Origin of the sequence: Methylocapsa sp. S129, assembly GCF_009765995.1 — a bacterium.
GTDB lineage: Bacteria > Pseudomonadota > Alphaproteobacteria > Rhizobiales > Beijerinckiaceae > Roseiarcus.
Genome location: NZ_LMUI01000011.1, coordinates 566676 through 584053, shown reverse-complemented (window position 1 = coordinate 584053; position 17378 = coordinate 566676). Strand labels below are relative to the sequence as shown.

16 protein-coding genes and 1 pseudogene are annotated in these 17378 nt (G+C 60.4%); 3 read left to right on the top strand and 14 right to left on the bottom strand.

The window, feature by feature from the left end; all coding sequences use genetic code 11:
* Nucleotides 1-77 precede the first annotated feature (77 nt).
* Genes GSQ90_RS05175 through GSQ90_RS05165 form a run of 3 tightly spaced genes read right to left on the bottom strand, consistent with a single transcriptional unit; the run spans nucleotide 78 to nucleotide 2705 of the window.
* Nucleotides 78-1145 (bottom strand): sugar phosphate isomerase/epimerase, encoded by a 1068-nt coding sequence (locus GSQ90_RS05175; RefSeq protein WP_210254818.1) that lies wholly within the window; start codon nucleotides 1143-1145, stop codon nucleotides 78-80.
* Nucleotides 1145-1918, bottom strand: a complete 774-nt coding sequence (locus GSQ90_RS05170; RefSeq protein ID WP_174247444.1) for an SDR family NAD(P)-dependent oxidoreductase — start codon at nucleotides 1916-1918, stop codon at nucleotides 1145-1147. The genes GSQ90_RS05175 and GSQ90_RS05170 overlap by 1 nt, the downstream gene beginning before the upstream one ends.
* 19 nt (nucleotides 1919-1937) lie before the next feature.
* The gene (locus tag GSQ90_RS05165; protein ID WP_256366587.1) at nucleotides 1938-2705 is read right to left on the bottom strand and encodes a GntR family transcriptional regulator; all 768 of its coding nucleotides are present in this window, start codon (nucleotides 2703-2705) and stop codon (nucleotides 1938-1940) included.
* Nucleotides 2706-3266: 561 nt separating this feature from the next.
* Here GSQ90_RS05165 and GSQ90_RS05160 point away from each other — a divergent pair.
* The gene (locus GSQ90_RS05160) at nucleotides 3267-4265 is read left to right on the top strand and encodes a 2-hydroxyacid dehydrogenase (RefSeq protein ID WP_246731413.1); all 999 of its coding nucleotides are present in this window, start codon (nucleotides 3267-3269) and stop codon (nucleotides 4263-4265) included.
* Nucleotides 4266-4437: 172 nt separating this feature from the next.
* Nucleotides 4438-5589: an alpha-hydroxy acid oxidase gene (locus GSQ90_RS05155; RefSeq protein WP_158813712.1), complete on the top strand. Its 1152-nt coding sequence runs from the start codon at nucleotides 4438-4440 to the stop codon at nucleotides 5587-5589.
* A gap of 150 nt (nucleotides 5590-5739) precedes the next feature.
* On the opposite strand, the gene GSQ90_RS05150 is transcribed toward GSQ90_RS05155, so the two are convergent.
* From GSQ90_RS05150 to GSQ90_RS05120, 7 genes are all read right to left on the bottom strand, one after another.
* Nucleotides 5740-6692 (bottom strand): IS630 family transposase gene (locus GSQ90_RS05150; RefSeq protein ID WP_158813711.1). Its coding sequence is split into 2 segments (ribosomal slippage): nucleotides 5740-6348 and nucleotides 6351-6692, totalling 951 coding nucleotides; the frame shifts between segments, so codons are not numbered across the junction.
* Between the two features lie 234 nt (nucleotides 6693-6926).
* Nucleotides 6927-7994, bottom strand: coding sequence for an ABC transporter ATP-binding protein (locus GSQ90_RS05145; RefSeq protein WP_158814235.1), 1068 nt, complete (start codon nucleotides 7992-7994; stop codon nucleotides 6927-6929).
* Nucleotides 7995-8173: 179 nt separating this feature from the next.
* Nucleotides 8174-8635 (bottom strand): MaoC/PaaZ C-terminal domain-containing protein, encoded by a 462-nt coding sequence (locus GSQ90_RS05140; RefSeq protein ID WP_246731412.1) that lies wholly within the window; start codon nucleotides 8633-8635, stop codon nucleotides 8174-8176.
* The gene (locus tag GSQ90_RS05135) at nucleotides 8632-9558 is read right to left on the bottom strand and encodes a dihydrodipicolinate synthase family protein (RefSeq protein WP_246731411.1); all 927 of its coding nucleotides are present in this window, start codon (nucleotides 9556-9558) and stop codon (nucleotides 8632-8634) included. Before GSQ90_RS05135 ends, GSQ90_RS05140 begins: the two co-directional genes overlap by 4 nt.
* 59 nt (nucleotides 9559-9617) lie before the next feature.
* Nucleotides 9618-10445: a carbohydrate ABC transporter permease gene (locus tag GSQ90_RS05130; RefSeq protein WP_158813709.1), complete on the bottom strand. Its 828-nt coding sequence runs from the start codon at nucleotides 10443-10445 to the stop codon at nucleotides 9618-9620.
* On the bottom strand, nucleotides 10445-11335 hold the full coding sequence (locus tag GSQ90_RS05125) for a carbohydrate ABC transporter permease (protein WP_158813708.1): 891 nt from the start codon (nucleotides 11333-11335) through the stop codon (nucleotides 10445-10447). The genes GSQ90_RS05130 and GSQ90_RS05125 overlap by 1 nt, the downstream gene beginning before the upstream one ends.
* A 59-nt stretch (nucleotides 11336-11394) precedes the next feature.
* Entirely contained in the window at nucleotides 11395-12663 is a 1269-nt protein-coding gene (locus GSQ90_RS05120; protein ID WP_158814233.1) for an extracellular solute-binding protein, read from the bottom strand.
* Between the two features lie 48 nt (nucleotides 12664-12711).
* Here GSQ90_RS05120 and GSQ90_RS05115 point away from each other — a divergent pair, with 48 nt between their 5' ends.
* Entirely contained in the window at nucleotides 12712-13923 is a 1212-nt protein-coding gene (locus tag GSQ90_RS05115) for a LacI family DNA-binding transcriptional regulator (RefSeq protein ID WP_371418329.1), read from the top strand.
* A gap of 39 nt (nucleotides 13924-13962) precedes the next feature.
* Here the strand turns inward: GSQ90_RS05115 and GSQ90_RS05110 are convergent, their stop codons facing one another.
* From GSQ90_RS05110 to greA, 4 genes and pseudogenes are all read right to left on the bottom strand, one after another.
* A complete protein-coding gene (locus GSQ90_RS05110; protein ID WP_158813706.1) occupies nucleotides 13963-15195 on the bottom strand; it encodes a CaiB/BaiF CoA-transferase family protein in 1233 nt (410 codons plus the stop codon).
* A gap of 14 nt (nucleotides 15196-15209) precedes the next feature.
* Complete coding sequence (locus GSQ90_RS05105) at nucleotides 15210-15971, bottom strand: SDR family NAD(P)-dependent oxidoreductase (protein WP_158813705.1); 762 nt, start codon at nucleotides 15969-15971, stop codon at nucleotides 15210-15212.
* 227 nt (nucleotides 15972-16198) lie between these two features.
* Nucleotides 16199-16504 (bottom strand): annotated as a pseudogene (locus GSQ90_RS05100) (DNA polymerase IV); the annotation flags it as partial.
* 86 nt (nucleotides 16505-16590) lie between these two features.
* Nucleotides 16591-17076: a transcription elongation factor GreA gene (gene greA, locus GSQ90_RS05095; protein WP_158813704.1), complete on the bottom strand. Its 486-nt coding sequence runs from the start codon at nucleotides 17074-17076 to the stop codon at nucleotides 16591-16593.
* Nucleotides 17077-17378 lie beyond the last annotated feature (302 nt).

The following is a 17378-nucleotide window of genomic DNA, read 5'->3' as shown; positions in this document are numbered from 1 at the left end:
ATGTTTAAGATCGATCTCGATTTGAACGCTGGCGCCGAACTGCGCCGACGTCCAAAGCAAGCTTGTGGTTGCGTCTGCTAGATCGACGCTTCGGCAGCCGGTCGTCGGTCGGACATCGTCGACAACAGATGCAGCAAATACCGGCGATTCTCCGCCGAGACGGAGAGGCCATCACCCCCGTAATTCTCGCAGAGGAACGCGCCGCGGAAGCCGTTAGCGATCGCGAAAGCAACGAGCTTGCGATAGTCGATCAGCCCCGAAACCATGGGCGAGGGGCTCGTCATGTAAAGCCCGGCTGAAGGGTTCTCGACTCTCGAATAGTTTTTGACGTGCCAGTAGTTCGCATGCGGCAGCGTCTTGACCGCCATCGCCTCCCAGGGCTCGATCTCTTCCGGAGCCCGTACGAGATTGCCGAGGTCGGGGTTCAGGCCCACATTGGGACGCCCGATCTCCTCAAGAAAGGCCACGGCGCTGTCGGCTGCGCCGAGATAGGTCCCCTCGTAGAGTTCGAGGGAGATCGCCACCCCGACCTGCGCCGCGTGATCGGCGAGTTCGCGGTAGCGTGACGCCGCGAGCTTCCAGACGTCCCGGCTGTCCGGCGTGCGCGCGCCCGGAACAGTCCAGAACCAGGTCACCGCCATCTGTTCCTGCGTCAGCGGTTCGTGAAGCCCTAGACAGACGAGCGGCGAACCCACCGCGACCGCGGCGTCGATCGCGCGATGGGTCGCCGCCAGATTGTCCGCCGCTTCCTGCGGATCGATTATGCTTCGCCTGACGACCGACGTCGCGCAGATGTTCAATCTGGTCTCGCGCAGGACAGCCTTCAGCGCGTCATGCTCGTTGGCGGTCATGTCGCCGATGGGGAGCCAGGCGCTCGGCACTTCGACACTCTTGAAGCCTTCCGCCGCAATGGTCCCGAGGTCCCGTAGCCATCGGTCGGGGCCGGCCTGTCGCATGGGCGTTCCGTCCGCTGTGACACCGGGGAACTGCAGCATCGCAGCGCCGATGGGCCAGTCCTGCGGCTGGTACGGCAAGGACAAGGGCATGTCGACCGCTGAAAGGATCGCCGCGGCGGCCGTGCGTTCGATAGGCCGCTTGACCTGCCCGGCGACGGGCGCGCGGCGATGGCTTGTTTCCAGCGCCATCAGCCTATCCTCGCCCCGCCGTTCACATTGTAGGTCGCGCCGGTGATGTAGCCGGCGTCCGGACCTATCAAAAACTCGATGAGCGCCGAGACTTCATCGACGCGTCCCAATCGCCCCACGGGTAATCGACTTGTGAAGTAAGGCAGGCGGGTCTCGTCGATGCGACCGCCCATGATGTCGGTGTCGATGATCGCGGGAGCAATCGCATTGACGGTGACGCCAGTCGCCGCAACCTCGATCGCCACCGCCCGCGTCATGCCCTCGATGCCAGCCTTCGATGCGGCGTAGGCTGCCGCGCTATATGTCCCGCCGCCGCTTTGAGCCGCCGTCGAGGAAAGGCTGACGACACGTCCGATCCCGCGCGCCATCATCCCAGGAACGAAGCGCTTCGTGACTACGAACGTGCCCGTCAAATTGATTCGAAGAACGCGCTCCCAGCGCTCGAGAGACGTATCCACAAAGGAGGTTGGGTCGCTGATGCCGGCGATGTTGACGACCGCCAAGACTGGCGGAAGCTCCGCCTCGAAGCGGCGGGCCGCGTCATCAATCATGGAGGGATTGGAAATGTCCGCCTCCGCGACGGCGATGTCAGCGGCGGAATGCTTTTTAAGATCACGAGCCAAATCGCCTAGTGGACCGGCGTGCAAGTCAATCAGGCCTAGGCTCCAACCCGCCCGGCTCAGGCGTCCAGCCAGATCGCGGCCGATGCCGCGCTCAGACCCACTGCCGGTGACGATAGCTGTTCTTTCGATCGGGTACGAAGCAGACGCCACTCAAAAACTCCCGGCATTTTCAGAAGGGGTGCGACAACGCGCTATCGTCGTCATCGATCGTCGCGTGATCATCCTCCGGCGCGATATCGGCAGAGGCTCTCTTCTCGACATTGTCCATGTGCAGCAGCATCGCCGCTTCCGCTCTGGCGCGATCCTCGGCGAGAACGGCGTCAAGGATGGCCTTGTGCTCGGTCAGAGCGTGCAGATCGTCGGATATGCCGGACTCGGCTGATTGTCTGACCCGGTGCAATTGTCCGCAAAGCGCATCGGCCATCACCCCGATAAAGCGATTGTGCGTGTGATCGAAAATGACCTGATGGAAGTGCAGATCGGATTCCATGAGGCTCCAGCCCAACGCCTCCCGCTGCTCCGCACTCACGCCGACGCTGGAGTGAAATCGGTCAACGGCGGCGCTTTGGACCGCAAAGGCGGCGATGAGCGCCGCGCGAAACGCCTCCCCGCCCGCCTCGCACGCAATGCCAATGGCGCCGACTTCGATCAGCCGCCGAGCCACCATGAGCTTGCGCAGTTGCTTCGCCGATATCGGGGGCGCGACCGTATAGCCCTTCCGCGCCTCATGACGCACCAACCCGGTCGCCGCCAATCGGGCCAAAGCCTCACGGACCGGCGTCGGCGACACCTCAAGGGTCCGCGCTAGGACGTCGATCCTGAGGGTTGAGCCGCGGCGCAGGCTGCTGCGAGCGAGCATTTGCAATATGGCCCGGTAAACACGCTCGCTGAGCGCTTGTGGGCGCTCGAGAGGGGGGATCGATCGAGAAGAGGTCATTTCCATGAAGCGCGTCCAATAGATGAGCTGACTATCTGGTCTACAGGACAATTTTGTACGGTTAGCAAGCGGCGCCGATCTACTTGCCTGATGCCGCCAGAGCTGCTCACGGCGTGGGACGAAGCAACGGGAATTCGTGGCCGCCGACGCGCGTTTCGCAGAATCTGCTGAATTTGAGCGGCGCGCGGCGCCTAAACTCACGATCGCCTCCCATCGCATCTCTGCCGTCAGCCGTTTCATGGATATCGAATATATTTGATATTAACTGCTGTCAAGCCGCCTTTTGGCTTGACCCCCTGAATGGTCGCCTAGGAGCCCCCGGTGAGCCTTGTCGCTACGGCGTGTTTGAATGTCGTCCGCACGCCACAGCTACTATAGGCATAAATATCAAATATATTCACTTTGCGACGGAGGGATGCTATGCTTGTAATTTCTCGGTCGTCCGCTGGCGGCGAGAGGCGGAGCCGAACTCGCTGGGGGCGCCGTGTGGGGGTAAATGCCCTAGCGACCGGGGCTTCCGAAACGTCGGGCCGCCATTATCAACGATCACAGGGGATTACATTGCACGGGTCGAAATCTGCACGCGTCCTCGTTCCGGGCCCGCTCCATGAGAAGGCGCTGCAGCGGATCGACCAGAACTTTGCGATGGTGCGACAAGAGGCTTGGCGCGGACAGCTTTTGCCGGCGGATATCGCCGCCAGCATCCGAGGGATCTGCGCGATCATCCCGATCAATGCGGACATGATGGATGCTTTCCCTAATCTGGAAATCATCGCGCATTTCGGCGTAGGCTACGACAGCGTCGATGTCGGCCACGCGGCGTCCCGCGGCATCATGGTGACACATACGCCTGGCGTTCTCACAGAAGATGTCGCGGACATCGCGATCGGACTATTGATCAATGCCGTTCGCGAATTGCCTCGCGCCGAACGATGGCTGCGCGACGGCCAGTGGGCGTCCCAAGGCGCCTATCCGCTGACCAAGCGCACTTTGCAGGGACGACGGGCGGGGATATTCGGCATGGGGCGCGTGGGCTTGGCGGTCGCCCAGCGGCTCAAGGCCTTCGGCATCAGTATCGCCTACCACAATCGCAATCGGGTGGAGGGGGTTGATTACTCGTTCTACCCTACCCTCATCGGCTTGGCGGAGGCTGTCGACACATTGATATCCGTGGCGCCGAGCACTGCAGCCACTGCAAGGGTGATCGACGCGAAAGTTTTTGACGCCCTTGGTCCGAACGGTATCTTTATCAATATCGGTCGAGGGAAGACCGTCGACCAAAACGACTTGATCAAAGCGCTCCAAAACGGCGTCATCGCCGCGGCCGGTCTGGATGTCTTCGCTGAAGAGCCGAACCTGCCGCAGGCGCTGCTTGACCTTCCGACCGCCACACTATTGCCGCACGTGGGCTCCGCAACGGAGAACAGCCGGCAAGCCATGGCGGATCTATGCGTCGACAACCTCCTGTCGTGGTTCGCAGAAGGCCGAGCGGTAACGGCGGTTCCAGAGACGGCGCATATTAAGGCCGCCGCCGCGCGCCCATCGGGAGAGCCGCATTGATCGGCGCGGCCCCTATCGCAGCGCGGAACGGGACGAAGATTCTTTCCGGCGATATCAACAGACAGGGGATCGGTCGTCGACCAGACTCGGCGGCGCCAGTCAAGAAAGGCGGTCTGAACCAGAGGCTGCCGCCGTCAAACAATCGACGCCTTCGTTCTGGAGTGACGCCGCGGTGATCATCGCCAATTGGGAAGATGCGCGCGATCGAGCGAGGCGGCGACTCCCGAAAATATTTTTCGACTTCATCGACGGCGCCGCCTTCAGCGAGGCGACCGCGAGGGCCAACGTCGAGGATTTCGAAAACTGGTCGTTCGAACAGCGGGTTCTTATCGATGTTGCGGACAGGGACCTTTCGACACATTATCTCGGCAAGACGTGGCCTCGACCGTTCGCGCTGGCGCCGCTCGGTTTCGCCGGGCTGTTCGCGCCACACGCGGAGATCATGGCGGCCCGCGCCGCGCACGCGGTCGGCGCGCCATTCTGCCTCTCCAATTTCGGAATCGTCTCGCTCGAAGACCTTCGCAAGGCGACAGACGGACCCCTCTGGTTCCAACTCTACGTGCTCAAGGAGCGGTCGCTGTCCGAGCGATTGCTGCAAAGGGCCGAGAACGTCGGCGTGGATGCGCTCTGCATCACCGTCGACAGCCAGATCAAGAGCGTTCGCGAAAGAGATACGCGCAATGGCTTTCGCAGCTTGACAAAGATGACGCCGCGGCTGGCGTTGGCGCTGCTCAGGCGGCCTCGTTGGGTGATGGGCGCTCTACGCTCGGGCCCGCTCCGGATCAACAACCTGGCGCCCTACCCGGAATATGGGACGGGCGCTCTCGAACAGGCCGCCAATCTCGGCAATCTGATCGACCCCACCATGACCTGGAGCGATATCGCTCGCTTCCGCGATCGCTGGAAAGGCAAGCTCATCATCAAAGGCGTCATGAACGCGAGGGATGCCGAAAGATGCGCTGATATCGGCGCCGACGCCATCGTCGTATCCAACCACGGCGGCCGGCAACTTGATGGCGCCCGCTCCACAATCTCGGTTCTGCCGGAGATCGTCGCCGCGGCCGGCCGACGGACAGATGTTCTCTTCGATGGCGGGGTGCGGCGCGGCAGTCACGTCGTCAAGGCAATGGCTCTCGGCGCCAAAGCTGTCCTGCTTGGGCGAGCCTATGCTTATGCCGTGGCGGCCGATGGGGAGCGCGGCGTGTCGCAAATGCTCGATCTGCTATCGACGGAAATCGACGTGACGATCGGCCATATGGGGCTGCGTAGGCTTTCAGAGCTCGCAGAACGCGAGGGCGTATTGCGCTTCCGCTATGCCCGATGAAGTCCGCCTGAAATCCCATTGGCCAGGTCCGAGCGGAGCCATTTCGCCAGTAGTCACGGCGCCTCCAAAGCGGAGGTTCAGGCGACGGGCCAGATTGACGGCTATGGGTGGTGTAGGAGTGCGGCGCTGTGGCGTTAGAGCGTTTTGCATTTAGCTTGGCGCATATCCTGCGTTTTCGAGGTAGTTTCCGCATTCCCTGGGACTGAAGCGGGGCAGGGTTTGGCGGATTGCGTCGCAGATAGCGTCGATGGTTCGTGGCTTGGCCTTTCGAAGTTCGCCCTTGAGCTTGGCGAAGACCTGCTCGATCGGATTGAGATCGGGCGAGTATTTTGGGAGGAAGACGAGGCGCGCTCCGACCGCTCGCACGGCGCTGCGGACCGCTTTTGATTTATGAGATCCGAGATTGTCGAGAACGACGATGTCGTCGGTCTTGAGCGTGGGGACGAGTTCTTGTTCGACATAGGCTCGGAAACGTTCGCCGTTGATGGGACCGTCGAATAGGCAGGGCGCGTCGATGCGGTCGTTTCTCAGCGCCGCGAGGAAGGTCGTGGTTTGCCAATGGCCATGAGGCGTCGTCTTGTCGATGAGACGGCTGCCCCGTTTCGCCCAGCCGTATAGGCGCGTCATGTTGGTCTTGGTCCAGGTCTCGTCGATGAACACGAGCCGGGCAGGATTGATCAGCCCTTGATATTTGCGCCATCGCTCGCGGCGGCGCGCGACATCCGGGCGCCCTTGTTCGCGCGCGACCAACGTCTTTTTTTAAACGTGATCCCTTCGCGTCGAAGAAAGCGACTCATCATCGATGTATCCGCCTTCACCCCGCGTTCGGCCAACAAACGGTCGCACAGGGCCTGCTGGGTCAGGTCGGACTGCGCCGCCAGAGCCGCCTCAATGAACGCCCGGTGCGGCGCGAGCTTGGAAGCTCGGTGGCCCCCCGTGCCCGCCGGCAGCCGCGAACCAGCCTCCATCAGCCGTCGAATCCAACGGATCGCCGAAGACTCGCCAATCCCGAACCGGTCCGCCGCCGACCGCCGGCTCATGCCTTCCTTGTCGACCGCATCCAGAACCCGATCACGCAAATCCTGAGAATAAGATTTCGCCATGCCCGCTGACCTCCGTCCAGTCAGCAGGGTGAATCAGAAATCTCCCGATTCGGGAATCCCCCTTCGAGTCAACCCAAGAGCAGAACGCTCTAGGTCGAGCAAGTCTGTTTCCGCCCCTTTCAGCTCTTACAATTTCCTCAAACGCTTTGAGACCACGATTGAAACCGCGCCTCGCGTAGCGAGGAAAGTCTTTCGCTTTGTCCTTGCGACGATGAAATTGTCCGCTTGGTCATCTCATGCGGCGAGGCGCTGACCGCTCTCGCCGTCGAAGAGATGCACGGCTTCCAGATCGGGTTGAATCTTGATGATCTCGCCCGGTCTGACCGCGATGCGGTCGCGGAACACGGCGACGATGTCGGAGCTGCCAAGCCTAAGCATCACCTGGGTCTCGGAACCCGTCGGCTCGACCACCACCACCTCGGCCGGCACGCCGTCCTGCGCGATACGCAGGTGCTCGGGACGGAAGCCGTAGGCCATAGGCTTCCCTTCTGAAGCCGTGGGGGCCGTCATGAGCGGCATCACGACACCGTTATCGGCCTTGAAGGCAGGCTTCGCACCGCCCTCGATCTTGCCCGTCAGCACATTCATCGCGGGCGAGCCGATGAAGCCCGCCACGAACAAATTGGCCGGCCGGTCGTAAAGCTCGAGCGGCGCTCCGATCTGCTCGACATGGCCGCCATGGAGCACCACAATCTTGTCGGCCATCGTCATCGCCTCGACCTGGTCATGGGTGACATAAATCGTGGTGGTCTTGAGCCGCTGGTGGAGGCTCTTGATCTCGGCGCGCATGGCGACGCGTAGCTTGGCGTCGAGGTTCGAAAGCGGCTCGTCGAACAGGAAGACGCGCGGATCGCGCACAATGGCGCGACCCATGGCGACACGTTGCCGCTGGCCCCCCGAGAGTTGGCGTGGATAGCGATCGAGCAACGCTCGCAAACCGAGGATATCCGCCGCCCTGTCGACCATGGTCTCGATCTCGGCCCTGGGCGCCCGCTTCAGCTTGAGCGAGAAGGCCATGTTGTCGGCGACCGTCATGTGCGGGTAGAGCGCGTAGTTCTGGAACACCATAGCAATATCGCGCTCCTTCGGGGGCACGTCGTTCACCACGCGGTTCTCGATCCTGATCTCGCCCGAAGTAATCTCTTCAAGCCCCGCGATCATGCGCAAGAGCGTTGATTTCCCACATCCGGACGGCCCAACCAAGGTGACAAACTCTCCGTCAACGATCTCGACATTGATGCCGTGGATCATCTCAACCGAGCCATAGGCTTTGCGGATGTTCTTGATGCTCACACTCGCCATGAAGACGTTTCCCTCAAACTGCGCCGAAGATGACGCCGCGCCGAACTCGGCGCGCACCATCCCGACCGCATGCGAACCAACAGCCGCCGCGGCCCCTCGCGGCGGCGCACGAACGGATTACGGAGGCTGCCGACAGGCCCAAGCCCGTCACCGGGCTCCAAACGCAGCCATGCGCGGCTCTAAGTCCGAGCAACCCATTTCAGGATGTGCTGCCCGACAGCGACGGTTTTCCCTTGGTCATTCGCCACGGTCACATCAGACACCGCCCGGCGTTTGTTCAAGTCGATATGCGCGACCGTGTAGGTCACGGTGATCGTGTCCCCGATAAAGACAGGGGCGACAAATCTGATCCGGTCGTATCCCAGCGACACCGGCGTCTCAGGCGCTCCATCTCTGCCAGCGCGCTCGGCGACGATCGTCGACGTCGTCGACATGAAGCCGATGAGCATTGCCCCGTGCGCCATCCGGCGACCATAGGCAGTCTTGCGCATCTCGGCTTCGTTCATATGGTTTGGCGAGAAATCCCCCGTCAAACCGGCGTACAGGTAAATATCCGACTCTCCGATCGTCTTGCTGAAGACAGCGTTGTCGCCGAGCTTGACGTAGAAATTTTCTGTCGACGTCGCGGAGTGTTCCATCATGCTACTTTCGCGTAGACGTTTTGGGGATGAAGGCCAGCGAGCTCGAGGAAATGACGGATTTTCTCGATCTCTTGCGCGGTAAGTTTCACAAGGGGGGGACGCACGACGGCCCTGTCGAGGCGCCCAAGAATGACAAGCGCTTCTTTCATCCTGTTGTGCTGATCGAAAAGCGGCGAATCGTAGAAGGCGCGGACCGTCGGGAAGATATGATCGTTGATCTCGCGCGCCTTTTGCAGCTCCCCCGCCTGAACGGCCTGGAACAGCGCCACTTGGAAATTGGCGATGACGCTGCCCGCGCCCGAAAGAACGCCCTGGCATCCGAGAGCCAATGACCCAAGGAGCCAGGTGCTGTGGGTGGTGAGGACATTGACGGGGCTGTCGAGCGCGCCAAGCTCACGAATATGGCGCTCGTGCGCCTTGCCATCTCCGTATTGATCCTTGATCGCTCGAATCTGCGGGTAGCGCTGGCATAATTCGAGGAGCGTCTCCAGCGGGTAGCTCAGCCGGGACACGAACGGATATTGGAAAGCGATGATCGGCAGATCGCTCGCTTGCGTGATGTAACGAAAATGCTCGATGATGCTTGCTGGGCGCATATGCCCTTCGAGGCCTAAGATGTCGGGCGGAAAGACAAGCAAAGCGTCCGCGCCCTCGTCTTGGGCCATGCGCGCAAGTCTCGCGGCCTCCATGCTCGAATTCGTGAAGACGCCGACAATGGTCGGGACGGCGTCCCCGAGCGCCTCCTTCGTGATCGCGGCAACGCGTCTCTGCTCATCGAAGGTAAGCGACGAGACCTCGCCGGCATGGCCGTTGGCGCATATCGCGCTCACGCCAGCGACGGACGCGATATCCTTGAGATGACGACGGTAGGCCCCCTCGTCGATCGAGAGATCTTCGCGGAACGGCGTGAGGCAAGCCGGCATGACGCCTCTTGCGATAAATTTCGAAATGCGTGCCATTCTCAGGTCCTTTCCGTTGGAGGTTAGCGCCTTACCCCAGCCATCGAGATCCCTGCGATCACGTGACGCCGAAGGAGGAGAAAGATGATGAGCGCCGGCAAGGTGGCCATGAACGAGCCAGCCATCATCAAGTCGTATTGAATGTCGGAAGCCGCCACGAGCGTCTTGAGTCCGATCGGCAGCGTTCGCACGCCCGAACGCTGAAGGGCCACGAGCGACCAGAAGAATTCGTTCCACGCGAAGATGAAGATGAAGATCGCGAGCGCTCCATAGGCCGGCAGGGACACCGGAATGATGATGTGCCAGAGGATTCGCAAATGCCCGCATCCATCTATCTTCGCCGCGTCCTCGAGGTCGGTCGGAATGTTGATGAAGAACTGCCGCAACAAGAACAGACTGACAGGCAGTGCGGACAGCGGCAGAGCGACTGACATGAAGGTGTTCAGCAACCCCATATCCTTGACGATGAAGAAAAGTGGGATCGAGTTGATTTCCCAAGGGATGAACATAGCGGTGAGAAACATGGCGAAGATGGCGTTGCGCCCTCGCCATTTGAGCCGAGCCAAAGAATAGGCGGCGAATGTCGTCACGACGATCGTGATCACGGTGGCGAGAAGCGCGATCTGGAACGAATTCGCCAGCCACAAAAAGAAAGGACGACGCTCGAGGAGCGCCCAGAAATGCTCAAGCGTCAGAGACGACGGTATCCAATGCGGGGTGAAGCTCATCACCTCTGGCGTCGGCTTGACTGAAGTTACCGCCATCCAGATGATGGGGACGACCCAGATGAGCGCCAAGCCGTAGTAGAGGACGTATTTAACGATCGGCTTGAGCGCGCTTGATCTTCTCATCAGCCGAGCTCCGATTTCAGCCCGAACACCCGGACGAGCGCCATACTGATCAAGAAGACGATGGCGAAAAGGACGAAGCCAACGGCCGCAGCCTGACCGAAATTGAAGGATTCGAATGCGGTCCGATACATGAAAAGCGCCAGGACCTCGGACGATGTTCCCGGTCCGCCGTTGGTCATGATAAGGACCTGGCCGAGCATACAGAGGCCGGCCACGATGGTGAGGATGGCGGCGAAGAGGATCGACGGCTTCATCAACGGCAGCGTTATCGAGAAGAACTGGCGAACGGGTCCGGCGCCGTCGAGCGAAGAGCTTTCGTACAGTTCCTCGGGAATGGCGTTGAGCCCGGCGCGAAACACAACCATCCTGTAGCCGCACAGCCACCATGCCGAGACGAAGGCGATCGTCGGCAGCACCAGGGCTGGGTTATTGAGGAAATCGGGCGCGGGAAACCCGGCCGCCCGGATGTAGTAAGGAATGATGCCGACATTGGGATCGAGGAGAAAATTCCAGAGAATGCCGACCACCGAAACGTTCAGCAAATACGGGAAGAACAATGCGCCTTCGATAAAGCCTACGCCACGCACCTTTGCGCGCTTCAAGAGAAGAGCGAACGCCAAGCCGAGAACGAGAACGAGCGGTATCGCCCACACGGCATAGATAAAGGTGTTCTCCAATGCATTCAAAAAACGAGAGTTGCTGAACAGTTGGATATAGTTGTCGAACCCGACGAAGGGTGACGCGCCCATCGGGTTCCATTTATGAAGACTGATGTAGAATCCATAGCCGACCGGGATAACGACGAAGAGAAGCCACAGCACGAGATACGGCAGCAGGAATAATATGCCGACGAGAGCATCGCCTCCGCCGGCTTTCTTGATACGCGTCATCGCCCCTTTGCCTTTCGCCTGAATGCATCGGCTTTCCAGTTCAGCTCATGCGCGCTGACTCAGGTGGCGGACAATACCTTGTTGACCTCGACCTCAGCTTTGGCCAATGCGTCCTTCACGCTCATCGTACCGTTGTAGGCCTCCTGCGTGAACGGCTCGACAGCGAGGTCGACGTCGGTGATCTTGGGATGTCTCGGCTCCGCCTGCAGGATCCCGCTGGCGGCCGCTGCAGAGAATACGGCAAGCTGCTTCTTCCAAGTGTTGGACTGGCGAAGCTTCGGATTGTCCGTGGCCGCCTTGAGCATTGGCACGGCCCCGCCCATTTCGCCCCACAGCGCATAGAAGGGCAGAAATGCTTTCAAGAATTTCGCAGTGGCCTTAAGCTTCTCGCGCGAGTCGCTGTCGTCCTCTTGCTTCGGCAGCACGATCAGATGATAGCCGCCCCAAGCCACCTGACGGTCGAAAAATTTCGGAGGCATCGAACAGCCATAGTCGATCTTGGCTTTTTCGGCGGTCAAATAGAACCAGGTTCCGTTCTGGAGCATTCCCAGCTCCCCTGCGAGAAACTGATTGATGCCGTTGGTGCCGGGCTGGTTCCAACCCTTGGCGTGGACCATGTCGACCAGGTACTGCAGGCTCTCCCGCCCCTTGTCGTTGTTGAAGCTCGCCTTTCCGTTGTCGATGTAAGAGCCGTTCAGGCTCCATAGCAAAGCGAGCCAAGCCCGTCTGATATAGCGCGTCTCCCCGCTCAAGGCGGGATGGTAGGCGATCTTACCGACTTTCTTGACGGCCTCGCAGGCGGACTCGAACTCCTCGCGCGACTGTGGAAACCGTTCCGGGTCCAGCCCCGCCTTCCTGAAAATGTCTTTGTTGTAATAGATTCCGAAGCCGTTCTGATCGAGGGGAATGCCAAGCGGCTTGCCCCCTACCAAAGATACGTTCCATTGCGCGAAATCCTCAGGTTTTGCTCCCATCAGATCCAGAATATTGCCGGCCGGAGTGTCCTGAATATCGTAGAGAATGCTCGCGACGGATTCGTAGCGGAAATCGTCGACGATGCCGATCTGCGGCGCCGCCTCGGCGACAACGGAGTTGTAAAGTTGCGCGTAATACTCGGTCCACGCGCCCTGCGTCAGGTCGATTTCGAGATCGGGATTGCTCGTGTGAATATTATTGACGATCGTTTCCATCGCGTCGGCGTCTCCGCCGTGGAAGAGCGTGTTGAACCATATCTTTGTTGCGGCGGAGGCGGGGTCGGCTCCAAAAGCGCCTCCCAGCGCTCCCAAGCCAAGCGCGCCCGCGCCCTTGATGAAATCTCTCCGATCCATGGACGTCCGCTCCCTTATGCTTCGCCTCTTAGGCGGCGCGCACATGTAATGGATTACATTAGCGCGTGGCGGCCGTCAAGCTTTGTGGTATGGTCTCGTTGGAGACGGGTCGGCGGGGCGCCTTTTATGACGGAACACCAAAGGGGGAGAAAGCGGCGGAGCATCAAGACCAACAATGCATCGAGCAGCGCGACCGTCAGCGACGTTGCAAGGCTCGCTCATGTTTCCACTGCAACCGTTTCGCGAGCGCTCAACACGCCCGACGTCGTCCGGTTGGAGGTGAGGGAGCGCATCGCCGCCGCAGTTGAGAAGCTTGGATATATTCCCAACGATTCCGCGCGAGCGCTGCGGCAGAATCAAACGCGCCTCATCGGCGTCGTCGTGCCGACGCTGAGCTACGCTTTGTACGCGGATTTCTTCGCATCTTTGCAGGGCACGCTTGCGCAAGACGGCTATTTCGCGCTCCTCACGACGAGCGATTATGATCTGCATTCGGAGGCCGAACATGCGATCAAACTGATCAGGCAGGGAGCGCAGGGCTTGGTCCTCGTGGGTCGGTTGCGCGAAAAGAGGCTGGCGAATTTCCTGGCCGCTTCGGGTATCCCTCATGTCAGCACTTATGTGACCGATCCGACTGACAACGAGAACATCATCGGTTTCGATAACGCGCGAGCGATCAGAGAAGCAGTCGAGCATTTGGTTTCGCTCGGCCATCGACGCATAGCCATGCTGTCCGGTGTGACGACGAAGCAGAATGACCGCGCGATCGCCCGCGTCAACGGCTTCCGGATCGCCACGCAGATTCATCAGCTCCCCTCGGAGAGCTGGATAGCGGAAGCGCCTTACACCATAGAAGGCGGGCGGTTGGCGCTGCGCGCGATACTCGCCCGCGGTCTGGAGCCCACAGCCCTCGTATGCGGCAGCGATATGCTCGCGATCGGCGCCCTACAGGAGTGCAAGGCCCGGGGTATCCACGTGCCTCGCGACATCTCCATCGTTGGTTTCGACGATCTCGAGATCGCCGCTCATCTTGATCCGCCCTTGAGCACTGTCGAAGTTCCATCGGTCGAGATGGGCAAGGCCGCTGGCGAACACATTATCGCGCTGTGCTCCCGCGCTCCGGCGCCGGAGAAGACAATCTTTGAAACCCGCCTCGTTATTCGGAAGACGACCGCGAAGCCGCGCAGTCGTGAAATAATCACGCAGCGAGCGAGTCGTAGACGCACGCCTTCCGATCTACTTGTGTTTTCGTCATCGTGAAGCCCCGTTCGTCCACCGGGCCGCGCAGCCACGCGCCGTTCAGGAGCGCTTCAATTCGTATCGCTTGCGTTCGCGTTTGATTTCAGGCGTTCCGATCACATCATCGACGATATAGCTCTCGATGTCTTCAGATGAATAGCCAAGCTCCGTGAGGATTTCTCGCGACTGCGCTCCCAGAGGCTGCGGCGCCAACCGGACCTCGGGAGATCGGCCGTCATAGCGGATGGGATGGGAGACAAGCTTCAGCGTGGAACCGCTCGAGGCTGAGCCGACACTGATGATGTGCTCGTTATGCTGGACTTGCGGATCGCGTTCGACCGCCTCGTAGTCGTTCACGGGCATGTGCCAGACATGTTTGGCCGAAAGACGCTCCTTCAACTCGACGAGCGTGAATTTTCGGGTTCCTTTCTCGGTCAGCTCCGAAATCTCGTCGCGCCGCTTGAAATTCTCGTCGTCTCCTATGCTCGACAATTCGAGAACCTCTAGCGCCTCTCCCAGATCCTTGTTCGTGCACAGCGAAATCGCAACACTGCCGTCCAGAGCGGGATATATGCCGTAAGGGGCCTGCATGCCCCAGCCGCTGACATTTCCCGGCTGGCTGACGGAAGTCGGTCGCGGGCCATTCAAATAGCTGGTGAGACTCTCCGTCTGCAAATCAAGGGCCGCCGCAAGCAGGCTGACATCGACACGGCACCCTACTCCGGTTCGCTTCGCCCTGTGCAGCGCCGCCAATATGCCGACAGCCAGCAGGGCGGCTCCATGGTGATCTACGGCCGATACTCCGATCGCGCGGGCGCCGTCGGGCGCGCGTCCCGTCGTCGCCGCCAAGCCCGACAGCGCCTGCACAAGCAGATCCTGGCCGGGCCGGTCGCGATAGGGGCCGTCGGCTCCATATCCGCTCGCGGCGGCGTAGACGATCTTTGGATTAAGAGCCTTGACCTCATCATAACCAAGACCCAACCGGTCCATGACGCCCGGGCGGAAATTTTCCGCCAGCACATCCGCTTCCAAGATCAGCTTCTTGGCAATCTCAATGCCCACCGGCGAGCGCAGATTGAGCGCGAGGCTCCTCTTGTTGCGATTGGCGCAAGCGAAAAGAAGCGATTCCTCTCCGAGAAAAGTGTCGTTAGGGCTCCATTTGCGCTGGAAAGCGCCGTCCAGCGCCTCGACCGCAACCACATCGGCCCCAAGATCTGCAAGAATCTGCGCGCCAAGCGGACCCATCAGGAAATGATTGAAGCTAACGACCTTGAATCCGTCCAACATTGTCATTCTAGCCGCCACTTTCAGTTCATCCATAAGCCGCCGGTGATATTGATCGCCTGCCCCGTCATGTAACTCGCATCTTCCGACAGCAGGAACGCGATGAGGCCAGCGACATCGTCCGGTTCTCCCATGCGACCCAATGGGATCATCTTGACCCGGTCCTTCGCCGGGGAAAGCCCGCGCGCGAGGGATTGCTGATCCGCCTCCGCCCTCATTCTTGTGTGATCGATAGGCCCCGGGCAGACCGCGTTCACGGTTATGCCGAACTCGGCCACTTCCTTCGCCAGGCTTTGCGTCAAGCCAAGCATCCCGAACTTCGACGCCGCATATGGCGCGTGTCCAGCCATGCCCGATTTGGCAAGCCACGACGCAACGTTGACGATACGGCCACCCTTCCGCTCGATCATGTGTCGAACCGCGATTCGACACATCAGGAAGGTCCCATCAAGATTGACGGACAAGATTCTCCGCCAGTCTCCTAAACTGCACTCCGCGACCCGGTCCAGGTGATCGATCCCGGCGCTGTTGATCAGGAAATCGATCTTGCCAGCCTTCTCGATCGTGCGAGCCATGCCCGCGTTGACGGAGGCTTCATCCGAGATGTCGACGTCGATCGTATCCAGCAACGCGCCAGCGCCCAGCTCCGATGCAAGACGGGTCAAACCACCCGCGTCTCTGTCGAAAGCAACAACACCGCACTTCGAGCCGATCAACCTGTCAACCGTGGCCCTACCTATTCCCGACGCTGCACCCGTTACGACGGCAACCTTGTTCTCAAACACGGGATTCTCCATATGTAATCCATTACATTATCGAGCAACGACATGTCAATGGCGGAGACCTCGCCGCGATTGCTCAGTACGTAGAGTTCCAAGGCCGCTCTCTCGGGCCTCGATTCGCCAACCATTCCGCCCACGCCCCGATGCGTCCGAAATGTCCAGAATTCCGTAACGCCATCGCCGCAAAGCGGTATTGAGCGATTCTATTCGCGACGCACTCCGTCGCCTGGGTCCAGCGAGAGCGGTTCGATCAGCGGCGTATCGTCAGCCAAGATCAGGTGAATTTCGCGGGACACAGCGCGGCAGACGTCGAACCGCGGCGGCGCGAACACGAGGTCTGGGCATTTGCGCATCGCTGTGCTCGACGGCATCGCCGAGCGCACGCCGAACTTGCGCGCCTCGTAGCTGGCGGCCGCGACCACGCCGCGCTTTGCGGCATAGCCGACCGCGACGGGTCGACCGCGCAGGGCTGGGTGATCCCGCTGCTCCACCGATGCGTAGAAGGCGTCCATGTCGATATGGATGATCTTGCGCATGACCCGCTCTTCATGATCGAGTTTGATCCTACCCGATGAAGAGCATAAGGGGAGCTGTTCGCTTAATTCGCCCCCTGGGGAACCGCCTACTCTGCGATGGCAAGAACCTCGATCTCGCCATCGCCCAAAACGACGACATCGCCGACAGCCTTGCCGATGAGCGCGCGCGCCACAGGGGAGACGTAGGAGATCGACTCGTTTCGAGGATCTGCTTCGTCTTCACCCACAATTCTGAAAACCTGGCGCCGGCCGTCGTCGCGACTGAACGTAACGCGATTTCCAAAAGCAACGGTGTCGCCCAACGCCGGCGGCGCGACGAGCTGAGCGCTCCGCAGACGCTCGGCAAAATACCTCAGATCCCGATAAGCGGGCGCAGCAGCGCGTCGGCGCTCGTTCACGTCCTCAATCTGCTGCGCAGCGTCGTAGGCGGCACGAGCTACTGCCATCGCCGCGCCCAGCGCTCTTAATCCGGACGCCGTCACCAAATTAGGATATGGCGAGACAGGTCGATCGGGAAGTCCGACCTCCGCGGCGGTTTCGGCGCTCTCCTCTCGAGTAAAGGCGACGCTCATTGCTTCTCTCTCTTCTTCGTCCAATCCAATACCCGCTCACAGCACAGGGGCGGGATCAAGGCTAAGGCCGTTAAGAACGCTCGACGCTTTGGCCGACCCGGCGCAATAATCTTCTTCACAACTCTCTGCGAGTTGCTTCCGTGACGCTTCCGCGAGAATTTCACGGATGGCCATCGCGGCGAAGCACGCTTTCAAATCATTGATTTGAAAATAATATTGGCGCACCGGAAGGGATTCGAACCCCTAGCCTCCGCCTTCGGAAGGTGAACTTGCCCATCGCGAATGGCGCGGACGCGGCGCAT